The 15,154-nt window shown below is 68.0% G+C and carries 13 protein-coding genes and 1 riboswitch; of the genes, 10 read left to right on the plus strand and 3 right to left on the minus strand.

The features are described from left to right. Positions 1–15: 15 nt before the first annotated feature. The 5 genes from hutI to GOQ09_RS00825 all read left to right on the plus strand — a co-directional run bounded on the left by hutI (position 16) and on the right by GOQ09_RS00825 (position 5,471). Positions 16–1,266, plus strand: coding sequence for an imidazolonepropionase (hutI, locus tag GOQ09_RS00805; protein ID WP_157611263.1), 1,251 nt, complete (start codon positions 16–18; stop codon positions 1,264–1,266). After that, on the plus strand, positions 1,263–2,648 hold the full coding sequence (locus GOQ09_RS00810) for a formimidoylglutamate deiminase (RefSeq protein WP_157611264.1): 1,386 nt from the start codon (positions 1,263–1,265) through the stop codon (positions 2,646–2,648). The genes hutI and GOQ09_RS00810 overlap by 4 nt, the downstream gene beginning before the upstream one ends. 5 nt (positions 2,649–2,653) lie before the next feature. Beyond that, complete coding sequence (hutG, locus tag GOQ09_RS00815; protein ID WP_157611265.1) at positions 2,654–3,469, plus strand: N-formylglutamate deformylase; 816 nt, start codon at positions 2,654–2,656, stop codon at positions 3,467–3,469. A gap of 48 nt (positions 3,470–3,517) precedes the next feature. Next, positions 3,518–4,567, plus strand: coding sequence for a homocysteine S-methyltransferase family protein (locus GOQ09_RS00820; protein ID WP_157611266.1), 1,050 nt, complete (start codon positions 3,518–3,520; stop codon positions 4,565–4,567). 82 nt (positions 4,568–4,649) lie between these two features. Continuing rightward, positions 4,650–5,471, plus strand: coding sequence for an SH3 domain-containing protein (locus tag GOQ09_RS00825; RefSeq protein ID WP_242630949.1), 822 nt, complete (start codon positions 4,650–4,652; stop codon positions 5,469–5,471). On the opposite strand, the gene GOQ09_RS00830 is transcribed toward GOQ09_RS00825, so the two are convergent. Next, positions 5,468–6,385, minus strand: a complete 918-nt coding sequence (locus tag GOQ09_RS00830; RefSeq protein ID WP_157611267.1) for a LysR family transcriptional regulator — start codon at positions 6,383–6,385, stop codon at positions 5,468–5,470. The two genes, GOQ09_RS00825 and GOQ09_RS00830, sit on opposite strands and share 4 nt — an antisense overlap. A gap of 105 nt (positions 6,386–6,490) precedes the next feature. On the opposite strand from GOQ09_RS00830, the gene GOQ09_RS00835 reads away from it, so the two are divergent. From GOQ09_RS00835 to GOQ09_RS00855, 5 genes are all read left to right on the plus strand, one after another. Beyond that, a complete protein-coding gene (locus tag GOQ09_RS00835) occupies positions 6,491–6,946 on the plus strand; it encodes a PACE efflux transporter (protein WP_157611268.1) in 456 nt (151 codons plus the stop codon). A gap of 48 nt (positions 6,947–6,994) precedes the next feature. Then, positions 6,995–7,100, plus strand: a riboswitch (S-adenosyl-L-homocysteine riboswitch). Positions 7,101–7,159: 59 nt separating this feature from the next. Next, positions 7,160–9,874, plus strand: coding sequence for a methionine synthase (metH, locus tag GOQ09_RS00840; protein ID WP_157616532.1), 2,715 nt, complete (start codon positions 7,160–7,162; stop codon positions 9,872–9,874). Between the two features lie 52 nt (positions 9,875–9,926). Continuing rightward, complete coding sequence (locus GOQ09_RS00845; protein ID WP_157616533.1) at positions 9,927–11,744, plus strand: ArnT family glycosyltransferase; 1,818 nt, start codon at positions 9,927–9,929, stop codon at positions 11,742–11,744. Continuing rightward, complete coding sequence (locus tag GOQ09_RS00850; protein WP_157611269.1) at positions 11,741–12,715, plus strand: glycosyltransferase family 2 protein; 975 nt, start codon at positions 11,741–11,743, stop codon at positions 12,713–12,715. The genes GOQ09_RS00845 and GOQ09_RS00850 overlap by 4 nt, the downstream gene beginning before the upstream one ends. Beyond that, the gene (locus GOQ09_RS00855; protein ID WP_157611270.1) at positions 12,712–13,101 is read left to right on the plus strand and encodes a GtrA family protein; all 390 of its coding nucleotides are present in this window, start codon (positions 12,712–12,714) and stop codon (positions 13,099–13,101) included. The genes GOQ09_RS00850 and GOQ09_RS00855 overlap by 4 nt, the downstream gene beginning before the upstream one ends. 123 nt (positions 13,102–13,224) lie before the next feature. On the opposite strand, the gene GOQ09_RS00860 is transcribed toward GOQ09_RS00855, so the two are convergent. Both GOQ09_RS00860 and GOQ09_RS00865 read right to left on the minus strand, forming a co-directional pair. Next, complete coding sequence (locus tag GOQ09_RS00860) at positions 13,225–14,424, minus strand: amidohydrolase family protein (RefSeq protein ID WP_157611271.1); 1,200 nt, start codon at positions 14,422–14,424, stop codon at positions 13,225–13,227. Beyond that, complete coding sequence (locus tag GOQ09_RS00865) at positions 14,379–15,140, minus strand: TetR family transcriptional regulator (protein ID WP_126746687.1); 762 nt, start codon at positions 15,138–15,140, stop codon at positions 14,379–14,381. The genes GOQ09_RS00860 and GOQ09_RS00865 overlap by 46 nt, the downstream gene beginning before the upstream one ends. Positions 15,141–15,154 lie beyond the last annotated feature (14 nt).

The following is a 15,154-nucleotide window of genomic DNA, read 5'->3' on the forward strand; positions in this document are numbered from 1 at the left end:
TACCGAAAGAGACCCATGACATCCGCAACTTCGTTCCCATCGGCCGATGGCCTCTGGACCGGCCTTCGCCTGGCGCCCGATGCTGCTCCGGGCACCGCACCTGAAGCCGCGGCCGATGCCGCCATCGCGGTGGCAGGGGGCATGGTCCGCTGGGTAGGCGCGCGCCGGGCGCTGCCCGCTGAATTTGCCGGCCTTGCGCCGCATGACGCCGGCGGCGCACTCGTCACGCCGGGCCTGGTCGATTGCCACACCCACCTGGTCTACGGCGGCCAGCGTGCCAACGAGTTCGCGATGCGGCTCGCCGGGGCCAGTTACGAAGAAGTGGCCAAGGCGGGCGGCGGCATCGTTTCGTCGGTGCGGGCCACGCGCGAAGCCGATGAAGACACGCTGTTCGCGCAGGCCGGGCAACGGCTCGAGCAACTGCTGGCCGACGGCGTCTGCGCCATCGAAATCAAGTCGGGCTACGGCCTTTCGCTCGAGCATGAGCGCAAGCAGCTGCGCGTGGCGCGGCGCCTTGGCGAGGCCTACGGCGTGACCGTGCGCACCACCTTTCTCGGCGCGCATGCACTGCCGCCCGAATACGCGGACCGCAGCGGCGACTACATCGACCTCGTCTGCAGCCAGATGCTGCCCGCGCTTGCGGCCGAGGGGCTGGTCGATGCGGTGGACGTGTTCTGCGAACGCATCGCGTTTTCACTGGCCGAAACCGAGCAGGTCTTCAAGGCCGCGAAAGCGTCGGGCCTGCCGGTCAAGCTGCATGCCGAGCAGCTCTCGGACATGGGCGGGGCCGCGCTGGCCGCGCGCTACGGTGCGCTCTCGTGCGACCACATCGAGCATCTGTCGGCCGCGGGCATCGAGGCCATGCGCCGGTCGGGCACCGTGGCCGTGCTGTTGCCGGGCGCCTACTACACGCTGCGCGACACGCACCTGCCGCCCATCGAGGCGCTGCGCGCCGCCGGCGTGCCGATGGCCGTGTCGACCGACCACAACCCCGGCACCTCGCCCGCACTGAGCCTGCTGTTGATGATGAACATGGCGTGCACGCTGTTCCGCCTGACCGTGCCCGAGGCGCTGGCCGGCGTGACGGTGCACGCGGCGCGCGCGCTGGGCCTGCAAGACACGCACGGCGCCATCGCCGCAGGCATGCCCGCCAACTTCGTGCTGTGGAACGTGCGCGAGGCGGCCGAGCTTGCCTACTGGTTCGGCCAGCGCCCAGTGCGCACGGTCGTGCGGCAGGGCCGCATTGCCGTGGGAGCCGCCGCATGACACGCACGCTTTTCGCGGCCGATGCATTGCTGCCTGCCGGATGGGCGAAGAACGTCCTGCTGTCGTGGAACGATGCCGGCCAGCTCACCCAGGTGCAGTCCGCGGCCCAGCCTGCCGCCGGTGCGCAGGTGGCAAACGGCCCCGTGATCCCCGGCATGCCCAACCTGCATTCGCACGCCTTCCAGCGCGCCTTCGCAGGCCTCACCGAACACCGCGCCGAGCAGCACGACAGCTTCTGGAGCTGGCGCACGCTGATGTACCGCTTTGCCGCGCGCCTCGGGCCGCAGCACATGGAAGCCATTGCCACCTGGCTCTATGCCGAAATGCTCGAAGCCGGCTACACCAGCGTGTGCGAATTTCAGTACGTGCATCACGACACCGACGGCCGCCCCTATGCGGACGACGCGACGCTCAGCCTCGCGCTGCTGCGCGCCGCGCAAAAAGTGGGCATCGGTTTTACGCTGCTGCCTGTGCTCTATCAGACCAGCGGCTTCGGCGGCCTGCCGCCCAACGACGGGCAGCGCCGCTTCATCCGATCGACCGGCTCGATGCTGCGCCTGCTCGATGCGCTCAAGCCCGTGTGCGATGCACAGGGTGCGCGGCTGGGCCTTGCGCCGCACTCGCTGCGCGCCGTGCCGCCCGATGCATTGCGCGAAGCGGTGGCCGGCCTCGAAGCCATCGATCCCGGCGCGCCGATTCACATCCACATTGCCGAGCAGACCAAGGAGGTCGACGATTGCGTGGCCTGGAGCGGCCAGCGCCCCGTGGCATGGCTGCTCGACCATGCGCCGGTCGATGCGCGTTGGTGCCTGGTGCATGCCACGCACATGGACATGGCCGAATACGAGCGCGGCGCAAAGAGCGGCGCGGTGGCGGGCTTGTGCCCGACCACCGAAGCCAACCTTGGCGACGGCATCTTCGACTTTTCGGCATGGCGCCACCACGGCGGCGCCTGGGGCGTGGGCTCCGACAGCCATGCCACCGTGAACGCGGCCGAAGAGCTGCTGATGCTCGAATACAGCCAGCGCCTCGGCAAGCGGCAGCGCAACGTCGGTGCCACCGCGGCCCAGCCGCACGTGGCCACCGCGCTCACCCTCGAAGCGGTGCGCGGCGGCGCGCAGGCGGCGGGCCGGCCCGTCGGCGGGCTTGCGGTCGGGCAGCAAGCCGATTTCGTCGTGCTCGATGCCGCGCAACTCGCGCTGCAGGGCCTCGCCGCGCCCGACATGCTGTCGTCGCACGTCTTTGCCAGCCACCGCACGTCGGCCATCGATGCCGTGTGGGTGGCGGGCCGGCCGCGCGTGCAGGCGGGCCGCCATGCATTGCACAACGAGGCCGCCGCCGCGTTCGTCGCCGCGCGCGGCCAGCTTCTTCTGGAAAATTGAGCCCCATGAGTTTCACCACCACCGAACCCGCATTCCGCTTCCGCCAGGGCACGCGTCCCTTGCTCATCTCCATGCCGCACGTCGGCACCCATGTGCCGCCCGCGCTGGCCGCCCGCTTTACCGAAGAGGCGCGCCACGTGCCAGACACCGACTGGCACCTCGAGCGGCTCTACGACTTTGCCGACGAGCTCGGCGCCTCGGTGCTCGTTGCCACGCACTCGCGCTACGTGATCGACCTGAACCGTCCGCCGGACGGCGCGAGCCTGTACCCAGGCCAGAGCGTCACCGGCCTGTGCCCGGTCGACACCTTCGACGACACGCCCGTCTACGCATCCAGCGACGATCTGCCGAACGACGAGGAAGTCGCCACGCGGCGCGAAGCGGTCTGGCGCCCGTACCACCAGCAGCTGCAAGCCGAACTCGACCGCCTGAAGGCCGCGCACGGCACCATCGCGCTGTGGGACGCGCACTCGATCCGCTCCATGCTGCCGCGCTTCTTCGAAGGCAAGCTGCCCGACCTGAATCTGGGCACCGGCAACGGCACCAGCTGCGACCCGGCGCTGGCAGCCACGCTGCTGGGCATTGCCGAATCGGCCACCGGCTACACCGGCGTGCTCAACGGCCGCTTCAAGGGCGGCCACATCACGCGCCAGTACGGCAACCCCGCCGGCGGTGTGCACGCGGTGCAGCTGGAAATGACGCAGTCGAGCTACATGCAGGAGCAGCTGCCCTTCGACTACCTGCCCGAGGTGGCGGCGGGCGTGCAGCCGCATGTGCGGCGGATGATCGAGGCGGTGCTGGCGTTCGTCGAAAGCCGCTAAAGCACCGACGGCCGCGAGGGGCGGCCCCGCTTCCTACAATCGGGGTCTATGAAGCCCGTCATCTACACCCGCGGCCAGGCACTCGCCGGCATCCTCGAAAAGCGCATCGCCATCCTCGACGGCGCCATGGGCACGATGATCCAGCGCTTCAAGCTCACCGAAGAGCAGTACCGCGGCGAGCGCTTCAAGGACTTCGAGCGCGACGTGAAGGGCAACAACGAGCTGCTCTCGCTGACGCGGCCCGATGTGATCCGCGACATCCACGAGGGCTACCTTGCGGCGGGCGCCGACCTCATCGAGACCAACACCTTCGGCGCGACCACCATCGCGCAGGAGGACTACAAGATGGCGCACCTGGCGCGCGAGATGAACCTCGAATCGGCCAAGCTCGCGCGCGCGGCGTGCGACAAGTTCAGCACGCCCGACAAGCCCCGCTTCGTGGCCGGCGCCCTGGGCCCGACGCCCAAGACCGCCAGCATCAGCCCCGACGTGAACGACCCGGGCGCGCGCAATGTCGACTTCGAGCAGCTGCGCGCGGCCTACTACGAGCAGACCGAAGCGCTGGTCGAAGGCGGCGCCGACGTGATCCTGGTCGAGACGATTTTCGACACGCTCAATGCCAAGGCCGCGCTGTTCGCGGTGGACGAGTATTTCGACAACAGCGGCCAGCGCCTGCCGCTCATCATCAGCGGAACGGTGACCGACGCCTCGGGCCGCATCCTGAGCGGTCAGACGGTGACCGCCTTCTGGCACAGCGTGCGCCACGCGCAGCCGCTGGCCGTGGGGCTGAACTGCGCGCTGGGTGCGGCGCTGATGCGGCCCTACATCCAGGAACTCGCCAAGGTGGCGGGCGACACCTTCATCAGCTGCTACCCGAACGCGGGCTTGCCCAACCCCATGAGCGAAACCGGCTTCGACGAGACGCCGGACGTCACCTCGCGGCTGCTGCACGAGTTTGCGGCCGAAGGGCTGGTGAACATCGTCGGCGGCTGCTGCGGCACCACGCCGGACCACATCGCGGCCATTGGCCAAGCCGTGGCGCCTGTGCCCGGAAGGCTGTTGAACAACAACGCTCGCTTCTACCGCGAAGCGGCCTGACCAGCCCCGGGCGTTCGCGCCCTCGGCTGATTGACGGCATCCGGGCCGCCGCCTAGGCTGGCGGCGCAAAGGAAGCCTATTCATGAAGTACACATTTGCCATGCGCTGGGTCGGCATCGGCGCGCTTGCATTGGCGCTGCCCCTGGCCGCCTCGGCGCAGCAGGCCTTCACGCGCGGCACGGTCAACATGCGCGCGGGCCCCTCGGGCGACTATCCGCTGGTGGCCCGCCTCGCGCCGGGCCAGCCGCTCGACGTGATGGGCTGTACCGGCGGCTACAGCTGGTGCGACGTGGTGCTGCCCGACGGCGGGCGCGGCTGGGTCTGGGCCCGCAGCCTCGACTACGCCTACCAGGAGCAGCGCGTGCCGCTCTCGACCTACGCCGCGGTGATCGGCGTGCCGGTCGTGACCTTCGTGATCGGCAACTACTGGTCCAACTACTACCGCGACCGGCCCTGGTACGGCGAGCGGCGCTGGTGGGGCAGCCGGCCGCCGCCTCCGCCAGTGCCGGGCTGGCGCCCGCCGCCGCCCGTGCGGCCGGCCTGGCAACCCAGGCCATGGCCGGGCCCAGGGTTCAGGCCCGCGCCGGGGCCGGGCGTTCGCCCGCAGCACGCACAGGGCCACCGGCCTCCGCAGCCCAGGCCGGACTTCCGCCCGCCCTCGGACCCCGGCTTCAAGCCGCCGCGGCCGCAGCCGGCCTTCCGGCCCGGACCGCCGCCCGGCCAGCCGCAAATGCATCAGGGCGGAGGTGGAGGCGGACGTCACGGCCGGGGTGACGGGGGGTGGTGGTGGTGGCGGGGGGCGCCCGCCACGGCGGCGGAGGTGACGGCGGCGGCAAGGGTGGAGGCCACGGCGGAGGCGGTGGCAAGGGCGGCGGGCACGGCCATGGCCACCGCGACTAGCTAGCCCGCGGACGCAATCCCCGCCGCGGCCTGCCGGTCGCGCGCGATCAGCGCCACGAAGCGCTGCGCGCCCAGCCCCAGCGGCCGCTCGCGCGACCACACCACGTCGACCCACAGGTCGAGCCCGTTGCTCAAGTTTTCGAACGGAATCTCGACCAGCGCGCCAGCGGCCACGTGGGGCTTGGCAAAGTTGCGCGGCAGCCATCCCCAGCCGAGCCCGGCGGTGATCAGGCTGAGCGCGGCCAGCGCGTTGTCGGTGCGCCAGACATGGCGCGCGAACACGAAGCGCGGGTCGCTCGTCGCCAGGTCGCGCCCGGCCACCACGATCTGCCGGGTGTTCGTGAGGTGCTCTTCGCGCAGGCGCTCGCCGGCTGCCGCAAGCAGCACGGGATGGTGGGGCGCCATCACGGCCACCATGGTGTCGCTGCCCACTTCCTGGAAACCCTCGCGGCCATCGAGGCTGGGGCGCTCGAACACCAGCGCCAGCTGCGCGCGCCCGCTGTGCAGCAGCGCCAGCGCGTCGGCCTGCGGAGCGGCCAGCACCTCGACCTCCAGCAGCGGATATTCCTCGGCCAGCGCAGCCAGCGGCGCACTCCAGGGCGCGGCCAGCAGTTCGGGCGCAATGGCCAGCGTGAGGCGGTTTTCGAGCCCCTGTGTGAGCGCCAGGGCCTGCACCTGCAGCTGCTTCAACTGGGCCGCCAATAGACGCGCCTGCGGCTCCAGCGAGCGGGCCGCCGCGGTCGGCTGAGGCTCGCGGCCGCTGCGGTCGAAGAGGGGCAGCGCGAGCTCGGCCTCCAGGTTGGCAATGGCCATGCTCACTGCCGAGGGCACCTTGTGCAGCGCGCGCGCCGCCGCCGAGAAAGAGCCGTGGTCGATCACAGCCAGGAAGACTTCGACGGTGTCGCTGGAAAAGGCCATTCAGCCGCCCCGATCTATCAATTAGATTGAAATAACTTAACTTTTTATATCAGCAGGGGGCAAATAAAGTCCAGTGATCACCTTGATTTGCCAGAGGAAACGTTCATGCAGGGGTTTCAGCGCCGCGTCGTCTACATCACCCTTTACGAAGGGATTGCCATCGTGGCCGCCAGTGCCGGCCTGGCGCTGATGACGGATGCCGGGCTGGGCCATTCCGGCGTGCTGGCGGTGGCCGCATCGGTCATTGCCGTCATCTGGAACCTGGCTTTCAACGCCTTGTTCGAGCGCTGGGAGTCGCGCCAAGCGGTGCGGGGGCGCAGTGTGCGCCGGCGCATTGCCCATGCCATCGGCTTCGAGGGCGGGCTGATCGCCTTCCTGGTGCCGCTTTTTGCCTGGGGCCTGGGCGTGTCGCTCTGGCAGGCGCTGGTCATGGACCTGGGGCTGGTGGTGTTCTTCCTGGTCTACACCTTCGTCTTCAACTGGGTCTTCGACCGGGTGTTCGGGTTGCCGGCTTCGGCGGCGCCCATCGGCACCGCCGCCGCGGCCGGGCAGGGGGCCTGAACATCCCCCACGGCCGCGGCCCTTGCCGCAGCCGGTAAAATTGCGCTCCCTTCCAAGGAGCGTTGCAGCGGCGGCCCAAGTCAACCGGCCCGCCGTCAGGCTTGGAAGGCGCCCCGTTGGCCGGGGCGCAAGCCGCAAACGACGCTCACCTGACGTTTTTTCCTGCACAGGTGAGCCCCCATGAGCGATGTTCCCGCGCCCTCCGTTCCCCCGATGAAGCTGTCCGGCCTCGAACCGGTGGCTATCGATTCCGGGTCGCTGTTCGTCAACATCGGCGAGCGCACCAACGTCACCGGCTCCAAGGCTTTCGCGCGGATGATCCTGAACGGCCAGTTCGAAGACGCCCTGGCCGTTGCGCGCCAGCAGGTCGAGAACGGCGCCCAGGTGATCGACATCAACATGGACGAGGCCATGCTCGACAGCAAGGCCGCCATGGTCCGCTTCTTGAACCTGATTGCCAGCGAGCCCGACATTGCGCGCGTGCCGGTGATGGTCGACAGCTCCAAGTGGGAAGTGATCGAGGCAGGCCTGCGCTGCATCCAGGGCAAGGGCATCGTCAACTCCATCTCCATGAAGGAGGGCGTCGACAAGTTCAAGCACGAGGCCAAGCTGGTGAAGCGCTACGGCGCCGCCGCGGTGGTGATGGCCTTCGACGAGAAAGGCCAGGCCGACACCTACGAACGCAAGATCGAGATCTGCGAGCGTGCCTACCGCGTCCTGGTGGACGAGGTGGGCTTTCCGCCCGAGGACATCATCTTCGACCCCAATATCTTCGCGATTGCCACCGGCATCGAGGAGCACGACAACTACGCGGTCGACTTCATCAACGCGGTGCGCTGGATCAAGGAGAACCTGCCCGGCGCCAAGGTGTCGGGCGGCGTCAGCAACGTGAGCTTCAGCTTCCGCGGCAACGACCCGGTGCGCGAAGCCATCCACACCGTGTTTCTGTACCACGCCATCAAGGCGGGCATGGACATGGGCATCGTCAACGCCGGCATGGTGGGCGTGTACGACGACCTGGAGCCGACGCTGCGCGAGCGCGTGGAAGACGTGGTGCTCAACCGCCGGCCCGATGCGGGCGAGCGCCTCGTCGAAGTGGCCGAAACCGCCAAGAGCGGCGCCAAGGACGACAGCAAGAAGCTCGAATGGCGCGGCACGCCCGAGCATCCGGTGCATGTGAATCAGCGGCTCTCGCACGCCATGGTGCACGGCATCACCGACTTCATCGTCGAAGACACCGAAGAGGCCTACCAGCAGATCCTCGCCAAGGGCGGGCGCCCGCTGCACGTGATCGAAGGCCCGCTCATGGACGGCATGAACATCGTGGGCGACCTGTTCGGCCAGGGCAAGATGTTCCTGCCGCAGGTGGTCAAGTCGGCGCGCGTGATGAAGTCGGCCGTGGCCCACCTCATTCCCTACATCGAGGAAGAAAAGCGCCAGGACGAGGCCGCGGGGCGCGACGTGCGCACCAAGGGCAAGATCATCATTGCCACCGTGAAGGGCGACGTGCACGACATCGGCAAGAACATCGTGACCGTGGTGCTCCAGTGCAACAACTTCGAAGTGGTGAACATGGGCGTGATGGTCCCGTGCCACGAGATCCTGGCCAAGGCCAAGGTCGAGGGGGCGGACATCGTCGGCCTCTCGGGCCTCATCACGCCCAGCCTGGAAGAAATGCAATACGTGGCCGGCGAGATGCAGAAGGACGACCACTTCCGCATCAAGAAGATTCCGCTGCTCATCGGCGGCGCCACCACCAGCCGCGTGCACACGGCCGTAAAAATTGCGCCGCACTACGAAGGCCCGGTGGTCTATGTGCCCGATGCCTCGCGCAGCGTGAGCGTGGCGCAAAGCCTCTTGAGCGACCAGGCTACCGCGTACATCGACGAGATCAACGCCGACTACGAGAAGGTCCGTACGCAGCACGCCAACAAGAAGCAGGTGCCGATGTGGCCGCTGGCCAAGGCGCGCGCCAACAAGACGCCCGTCGACTGGACCCACTACACGCCGCCGGTGCCCAAGTTCATCGGTCGGCGCGTGTTCAAGAACTTCGACCTCACCGAGCTCGCGAAGTACATCGACTGGGGCCCCTTCTTCCAGACCTGGGACCTGGCCGGCCCGTTCCCGGCCATCCTGAAGGACGAGATCGTGGGCACCGAGGCCGTGCGCGTGTACGCCGACGGCCAGCGCATGCTCAAGCGCCTGATCGAAGGGCGCTGGCTCAGTGCGAGCGGCGTGGTCGGCTTCTGGCCCGCCAACACGGTGAACGACGACGACATCGAGCTCTATACCGACGAGACCCGCAGCGAAGTTGCCATGACCTGGTACGGCATGCGCCAGCAGACCGAGAAGCAGGTGATCGACGGCGTCACGCGGCCGAGCCGCTGCCTGGCCGACTTCGTCGCGCCCAAGGAAAGCGGCCTGAAGGACTACGTGGGCGTGTTCGCGGTGACCGCGGGCCTCGGCGTCGAGAAGAAGGAAAAGTACTTCATCGACGATCTCGACGACTACTCCGCCATCATGCTGAAGGCGCTGGCCGACCGCCTGGCCGAAGCCTTTGCGGAGGCGCTGCACCACCGCGTGCGTACCGACCTCTGGGGCTACGCACCCGACGAGGGCCTGAGCAACGAAGACATGATCGCGGAAAAATACCGCGGCATCCGCCCCGCGCCCGGCTACCCGGCCTGCCCGGACCACAGCGTGAAGCGCCCGATGTTCGACCTTCTGAACTGCGCGGACATTGGCATGACCCTGACGGAAAGCCTCGCTATGATGCCCGCCGCCAGCGTCAGTGGTTTCTACCTGAGCCACCCCGACTCGACGTACTTCAACGTCGGCAAGATCGGGCACGACCAGCTGCAGGACCAGGCCGCACGGCGCAAGGAAAGCGAATCCGATCTCGAGCGCCTGCTGGCGCCGAACCTTTGAACCTGCCGGCCGGCATGGCCGACCGGCGCCGGGAGTTGTTATTCAGAAGTTGATATTTGCTGCCGCGCACTACGCGGCGCTGGCCGTCTTTGTCGTCGGCTGCTGGGGCTTCGGGCGCGCATTGCTGGCGCGCCTCGCACCGCCGACGCGCCGGGACGCCTGGCTCGAAGCCTCGATGGCCGCGGCCCTGGGCGTGGGCATCTTCATCTGCGGCTTCCAGGCACTGGCCATCTTCGGTGCCTTCAAGGTGGGCGCCACCGTTGCGCTGATTGCCGCCGGCGTGCTGGCGGCTGCGTTGCAGCTGCGGCCCTGGCTGCGCGAAGTGCGCACGCTTCGGGCCGGCACCGCGCCCGCTGCGCCGTGGACCCGCGCCGACAAGATCGCCGCAATGGCATTGGCGCTGGTGGCGCTGCCCGCACTGGTCGCGCCGCTCGGACCGCCCGCTGCCTTCGACGAGCTGATGTACCACCTGCCCTATGCACGGCAGGTGGCGGAGCAGGGCGTATTGGGCATCCACGAGTGGCTGCGCTACCCCTGGTTCCCATACAACTACAACCTGCTCTATGCCGCCGCGCTGCAGGTAGGCGACGACGTGCTGCCGCACTTCCTCAATGCGCTGGCCGGTGCGTTGTCGGTGGTGATGGTCTTCCGCCTTGGCATGCAGCATGCCAACCGGCTCACCGCCTGCATTGGCGCGGCCATCTGGCTCGGCATTGGCGACTATTCGAACGCGCTCATCGACATGGGCGTGGCGCTCTTCGTGCTGAGCGCGTGCGTGGCGCTGTGGTGGTGGCGCGAATCGCAGCCGGTGCATAGCGGCTTGCGGTGGCTCGGCGTGGCGGCGTTCTGCCTCGGCGTGGCCGCGGGCTCCAAGTACCAGGCGCTCACCTTCCTGCCGCTGGTGGCGCTGTTCGTCGTGTGGCATGAGCGCCGGCCCAAGGCCTGGGCGCTGGCGCTGCTTTGCTTTCTGATTCCGTGCGTGTACTGGTATGCGCGCAATGCCATCATGACGGGTGACCCGTTCAACCCCATCGGCGCGCGCGTGTTCGGCTTTACCGACTGGATTCCGGCCGACTATGTGCAGCAGCTGGCCGACGTGCGCGACCATGCGGCAAGGCCGAACGTGCTGATCTGGTCGGTGGTGCTGCTGCCCTTCAGCGCCATGTGGAAACGCTCCGCCGCGGTGCGTGCCGCGGGCTGGTTCTGCTTCTATTCAGTAGCAGTGTGGCTGGTGACCTCGCGTTATCCGCGCTACCTCACGGCGTCGTTTCCGTTGCTCGCCTTTACGGCGGCAATCGGCTGGCAGGTGCTGTTCGGCTGGATCGCCACCGGCTTGCGCCGCTTATTCGGCCCCAAATCCGGGCAAATCGCGAACCCGGTCGTCAATCCCGTCGAGGGGGCTCCTTCGGGCCGCGCGGGCCTTGTCGGCGACTGGGTGGCCGTGCTGCTGCTGGCTGTGCTGGCCGCGGTGTCCGTGCGCCAGACTGCTGGCAAGGTCGCGATGATTTCGCCCACCCAGGAGCAGCGCGAAGCCTTCCTGCGCCAGCACGTGCCGGGCTATGCGGTGATGGACTACCTGCGCCGCACCGCCACCGGCCGCGTCTACCAGATCAACCTGAACGAGGCGATCTACTACGGTCCCAATCCGATCTGGGGCGATACCCTCGGGCCGTGGCGCTACACCGACTTCGGCCGCCTGTCCGGCAAGGACCTTGCGGGCAAGCTCGGCAGCCTGGGCTTCGTGGCTGTCGTTCTTCCGAATTCGGTGGTGCCGGTGTTCAGCGGCAGAACCGACTTCGACAAATATTTCACCCTGCAGTACGAGAAAGACGGCAGCCGGGTCTACCGTATTCTTCCTCCCGCACCATGACCGATCTCGACCAATCCGCGGCAGCCCGCGCGCCGATGCGCATCGCGGCGGTGATCCCCTGCTACAACGAGGCGCTGTCCATCGCGCAGGTGGTCGCGCAGTTCAAGGCGGCACTGCCCGAGGCCGAGATCCACGTCTTCGACAACAACTCGACCGACGACACCGCGGCCATCGCGCGCGCGAGCGGCGCATTCGTGACGCACGTGGCCGCACCGGGCAAGGGCAACGTGGTGCGGCGCATGTTTGCCGATGTCGAGGCCGACGTGTACGTGACCGTCGACGGAGACGCCACCTACGACGTGGCCAGCGCGCCCCGGCTCGTGGATGCACTGGTGGCGGGCAACCTCGACATGGTGGTGGGCTGCCGCGTGGACGACGGGCAGAACGCGCTCACCTACCGCGCCGGCCACCGCTTCGGCAACCGGCTGCTCACCGGCGCCGTGGCGCAGCTGTTCGGCGGCGGGCTGACGGACATGCTCTCGGGCTACCGCGTGTTCTCGCGCCGCTATGCCAAGTCGTTTCCGGCGCTCTCGCACGGCTTCGAGATCGAGACCGAGCTCACGGTGCACGCGCTGGAACTGCGCATGCCCTATGCCGAGCTCGACACCGCCTACAGCACGCGGCCCGAAGGCTCGCACAGCAAGCTCTCGACCTACCGCGACGGCTGGCGCATCCTGAAGACCATCTGCAAGCTGTTCATCAGCGAACGGCCGCTGCAGTTCTTCTCGATCATTGCGGCCTTGCTGGCTGCGGGCGCCATCGCGCTGGCTTTTCCGCTGCTGCTCACCTACATGCACACCGGCCTGGTGCCGCGGCTCCCCACGGCGGTGCTGGCCACCGGCGCCATGCTGGCCGCCATGCTGTCGATGGTCTGCGGCGTGGTGATGCATGCCATCCGGCTCGGCCGCCGAGAGGCCAAGCGCCTGCGCTACCTTGCAACACCGGGCGTGCGCCACCGCGCACCCAAATGAAGCTCGGCCGGGAGTTCCTGTCGTTCGCCGTGGTGGGCGCGGCCGGATTCGTGATCGACGTGACCGTGCTGTACCTTGCGGCGCCGCTGCTAGGTTGGTACGGGGCGCGGGTGCTGTCGTTTCTTGCCGCAGCCACCGCCACCTGGGCGCTGAACCGCCGCTATACCTTCAGCGGGCGGAACGCCGGTGCCTCAGTGCTGCGCGAATATCTCGGCTACCTGGTGACGATGCTGGGCGGCGCGGTCGTCAACTATGGGGCGTATGTGCTCGTGCTGCATTGGTTCAGCGGGCCTTGGGCACCGGCGGCCGGTGTGGCGCTGGGCAGCTGCGCGGGGCTGGTGGTGAACTTTATTTCTGCGCGGTACCTGGTGTTTCGCGCGAAGTAGCCGTGTGGCTCCCTCCCCCGCTGGGGGAGGGCTGGGGTGGGGGCACGCGGCGCATCCATCGGGCGCCCTGCCTGCCCCCATCCCCGCCTTCCCCCAGAGGGGGAAGGAGCAAGGGAGCGTTGTTCAGTGCCCGCCCGAGACGACGACCGGAATCTCGGTTGCCGGCGGCGTGTTGCGGCTGCGGCCGCAGCGCACGATGCCGTCGATCATCACCATGCCCACACCTGGAATGTCGCCGAGCTGCACGCTCTCCAGCAGGCCCGGCGCGGGCGAGTGCTGTGCGCGGTCCATGAAGACGAAATCGGCATCGCGGCCCACTTCGATGAGCCCGCAGTTCAGCTTGCGGATGCGCGCCGTGTTGCCCGTGGCAAAGCAGAACACCAGCTCGGCCGGAATGTTGGCAATCGACGAGAGCATGGCCACCATGCGCAAGATGCCCAGCGGCTGCACGCCCGAGCCGGCCGGCCCGTCGGTGCCGAGGATCACGCGGTGCGGGCACTTGAGTTCGAGCGCGGCCTTGGCCGCCGCAATGGCCACCTTCTCGTTGCCGTTGTGCACGATCTCGATGGCGCGTGAGCTCTTCTCGCACAGCTCGCACACATGCGCCTCGGGCAATGAAGTGTGGCCGCCGTTGATGTGGCCGATGATGTCGGCGTCGGCCTCGAGCACCACGTCCTTGTCGATCAGGCCCGAGCCTGGGATGGACGGGCCGCCCGTGTGAATGGTGCTCTGGATGCCGTACTTGCGCGCCCAGGCCACCATCTCCTTGGCTTCGTAGCCGGCCTTTACCGAGCCCAGCCCCACTTCGCCGAGCAGGCCCACGCCGGCTTCGGCTAGCTCCTTGAAGTCGCTCTCGACCATGCCTTTCTCGATGACTGGCGCGCCGGCCAGAACCTTCACGCCGCCGGGGCGGAAGTTGTCGAACGCGCGCTGCGCCGTGATGGCCAGCGCCTTCAGGCCCACGATGTCTTTCGGGCGGCCGGGCAGGTGCACTTCGCCGGCCGAAATCATGGTGGTCACGCCGCCGTTCATGGTCGAGTCGATCCAGCCGATCTGGCCCTGGCGCGGTGTCCAGTCGCCGAACACCGGGTGCACGTGGCTGTCGATCAGGCCGGGTGCCACGCAGGTCTTCTTCGCGTCGATGACGGTCTTCGCACCTTCGAGGTCGCAGTCTTTTTCCTTGCCCACCGCAACGATCAGGCCGTCGTTCACCACGACGGTGTCCGCGTCGAGGATGGGCTTGTCGATGTCGCCCGAGAGCAGCAGCCCGATGTTCTTTATGACGACTTTGCCCGACTTGCCGCCGGTTGCGATTTCTGCCATTTCGTGTGGTCCTGGTCGTGGGGTGGGGTGTTGTCTTGTTCCTGGATGTCGTCCGCGCGCACGGTGCGCAGCACGGTCTCGATCACGAAGTCTTCCCAGTGCGTGATCGCCTCGGCCGACTCCAGCGGCTCGCCCAGAAACGCGGTGAGCGTGTGCCGGTTGGAGGTGTAGAAGTAGCCAGTGGATGCAATCAGCAGGTAGATGTCGCGCGCAATCAGGTCTTTGCGGAACAGCCCCTGCGCGGCGCCGCTGGCCAGTATCTCGGCAATGATCGCCACCGCCCGCGACGAGTATTCGCGCGCCCTGAGCGACTTGGAAATGTGCCGGCCCTTGTGCAGGTTCTCGGTGTTCAGGAGCGTGACGAACTCGGGGTTCTTGCGGTAGTAGCCCAGCACGAAGCGAATGACTTCGGTGAGCGCCTCCACGGGCCGCGACGCGTCGAGCGCAATGGCGGCCTCGGCGTCGTCCATGCGCTGGTAGATGCCTTCGAGCACCGCAATGAAGAGGCCTTCCTTGCTGCCGAAGTAGTAGTAGATCATCCGGTCGTACGACTTGGCGGCCTTCGAGATCTTCTCGACGCTGCCGCCGTCGTAGCCGTACTTGGCGAACACCTTGGTCGCCGCCTTCAGGATGCTGTCGCGCGTGGCCTGCGCCGCCGCCTCGCGCACGCCGGTGCGACGTTGGGGCTTGGTGCTGGCGGAGCGGCTGTCGGCCATCGTGCGCGTGGGAC

The organism is Variovorax paradoxus (assembly GCF_009755665.1).
GTDB lineage: Bacteria > Pseudomonadota > Gammaproteobacteria > Burkholderiales > Burkholderiaceae_C > Variovorax > Variovorax paradoxus_G.

Excerpts from the sequence above, each read along its gene's own strand:
- hutI (WP_157611263.1), top strand. The coding sequence starts at position 16 with ATGACATCCGCAACTTCGTTCCCATCGGCCGATGGCCTCTGGACCGGC.
- GOQ09_RS00810 (WP_157611264.1), top strand. The coding sequence starts at position 1,263 with ATGACACGCACGCTTTTCGCGGCCGATGCATTGCTGCCTGCCGGATGG.
- hutG (WP_157611265.1), top strand. The coding sequence starts at position 2,654 with ATGAGTTTCACCACCACCGAACCCGCATTCCGCTTCCGCCAGGGCACG.
- GOQ09_RS00820 (WP_157611266.1), top strand. The coding sequence starts at position 3,518 with ATGAAGCCCGTCATCTACACCCGCGGCCAGGCACTCGCCGGCATCCTC.
- GOQ09_RS00825 (WP_242630949.1), top strand. The coding sequence starts at position 4,650 with ATGAAGTACACATTTGCCATGCGCTGGGTCGGCATCGGCGCGCTTGCA.
- GOQ09_RS00830 (WP_157611267.1), bottom strand. The coding sequence starts at position 6,385 with ATGGCCTTTTCCAGCGACACCGTCGAAGTCTTCCTGGCTGTGATCGAC.
- GOQ09_RS00835 (WP_157611268.1), top strand. The coding sequence starts at position 6,491 with ATGCAGGGGTTTCAGCGCCGCGTCGTCTACATCACCCTTTACGAAGGG.
- metH (WP_157616532.1), top strand. The coding sequence starts at position 7,160 with ATGAAGCTGTCCGGCCTCGAACCGGTGGCTATCGATTCCGGGTCGCTG.
- GOQ09_RS00850 (WP_157611269.1), top strand. The coding sequence starts at position 11,741 with ATGACCGATCTCGACCAATCCGCGGCAGCCCGCGCGCCGATGCGCATC.
- GOQ09_RS00855 (WP_157611270.1), top strand. The coding sequence starts at position 12,712 with ATGAAGCTCGGCCGGGAGTTCCTGTCGTTCGCCGTGGTGGGCGCGGCC.
- GOQ09_RS00860 (WP_157611271.1), bottom strand. The coding sequence starts at position 14,424 with ATGGCAGAAATCGCAACCGGCGGCAAGTCGGGCAAAGTCGTCATAAAG.
- GOQ09_RS00865 (WP_126746687.1), bottom strand. The coding sequence starts at position 15,140 with ATGGCCGACAGCCGCTCCGCCAGCACCAAGCCCCAACGTCGCACCGGC.